Genomic DNA, 1,454 nt, shown 5'->3' with positions numbered 1-1,454 from the left:
GCACCCCTCCGAGGCGCCCCCCACCGCGGGTCTGCTGGGCCCCGTCGACGAGCCGACCCTCTCCACGGGCGACGACTGGCGCACCGTCGGCTACACCCCGCCCTCCGGCATACCCCTGCACTCACTGCAGGTCGGCGCGCCCGGCGCGGCCCCCTGGCCGGACCGGATGCGCACCCTGCTGCGCACCCCCATGTCCGAGCGCCCGGTCTTCGAGCGCACCCCGCACGAGGGCCGTCCCGAGGCCGCCGCCGGGCCCAACGTCCCGCGCGTCCTCGACCTCAGTCTCCGCATCGGCGAACTGCTGCTGGCCAGCGGGGAGAGCGCGGAGGACGTGGAGGCCGCCATGCTGGGCGTGACCCACGCCTACGGCCTGGACCGGTGCGAGCCCCAGGTCACCTTCATCATGATCTCCATCTCCTACCAGCCCTCGCTGGTGGACGCCCCGATCACCGCCGACCGCACGGTGCGCCGCCGCGCCTCCGACTACACCCGGCTGGCCGCCGTCTACCGGCTGGTCGCCGACATCACGGCGGAGCGGGCCGGGGTCAACGACGCCTACCGCCGCCTCGCCGAGATCCGCCGCAACCGCCACCCCTACCCCGGCTGGCTGCTCTCGCTCTGCGCCGGCGGCCTGGCCGGAGCCGCGTCGCTGCTGGTCGGCGGGCAGCTGGACGCCAGGGCCTGGCTGGTCTTCGCCACCGCCTTCGTCGCGGCGCTGCTCGGCGACCGGCTCGCCTGGCTGGTCGCCAGCCGGGGGCTCCCGGAGTTCTACCAGTTCGTGATCGCCGCCATGCCGGCCGCCGGGATGGGCGTCCTGCTCGCCCTCGCCGGTCCGGGCACCGGGCTGCGCGGCTCGGTGGTGATCACCGGTGGACTGTTCGCCCTGCTGCCCGGGCGGGCCCTGGTCTCCGCGGTGCAGGACGGACTCACCGGCTTCTACATCACCGCGGCCGCCCGGCTGCTCGAAGTGCTCTACCTGGTGGCCGGCATCATCACCGGCGTGCTGCTGGTGCTCTACGTCGGGGTGCGGTTCGGCGCCGAGCTGCGGCCCGAGCAGAGCCTGCTGCAGCACAGCTACCCGCCGCTGCAGCTGCCGGCGGCGATGCTGCTCACCCTGGCGTTCGCGGTGATGCTGCAGAGCCACCGCCGCTCCCTGCTGCTGGTCACCCTCAACGGCGGCGTCGGGTGGGCGGTGTACGGGGCGCTCACCGTGGACGTCGGGGTGTCCCCGGTGGTCGCCACCGGGGTGGCGGCCGGCCTGGTCGGCCTCTTCGGCCAGCTGGCCTCCCGCTACCGCTACGCCTCGGCGCTGCCCTATGTCACCGCGGCGCTGGGGCCGCTGCTGCCCGGTTCGGCGATCTACCTGGGCATGCTCTCGGTCGCCCAGGGCGACGCCTCCGACGGACTGGTCGCCGTCAGCCGGGCCGCGGCACTGGCGCTGGCGCTGGCCGTCG

Annotated in this window: 1 protein-coding gene; it reads left to right on the top strand. The window is 75.0% G+C overall.

Annotated features, from left to right (window positions below; genetic code table 11):
* The coding region (locus AOK09_RS36850; RefSeq protein ID WP_107101547.1) for a threonine/serine exporter family protein at nucleotides 1-1,454 on the top strand (1,454 nt) is incomplete at both ends.

The sequence above is a fragment of the Peterkaempfera griseoplana genome, assembly GCF_001418575.1.
Lineage (GTDB): Bacteria > Actinomycetota > Actinomycetes > Streptomycetales > Streptomycetaceae > Peterkaempfera > Peterkaempfera griseoplana.
The sequence above is the reverse complement of the archived record's forward strand: the minus strand, read 5'-3'. Positions and strand labels throughout refer to the sequence as shown.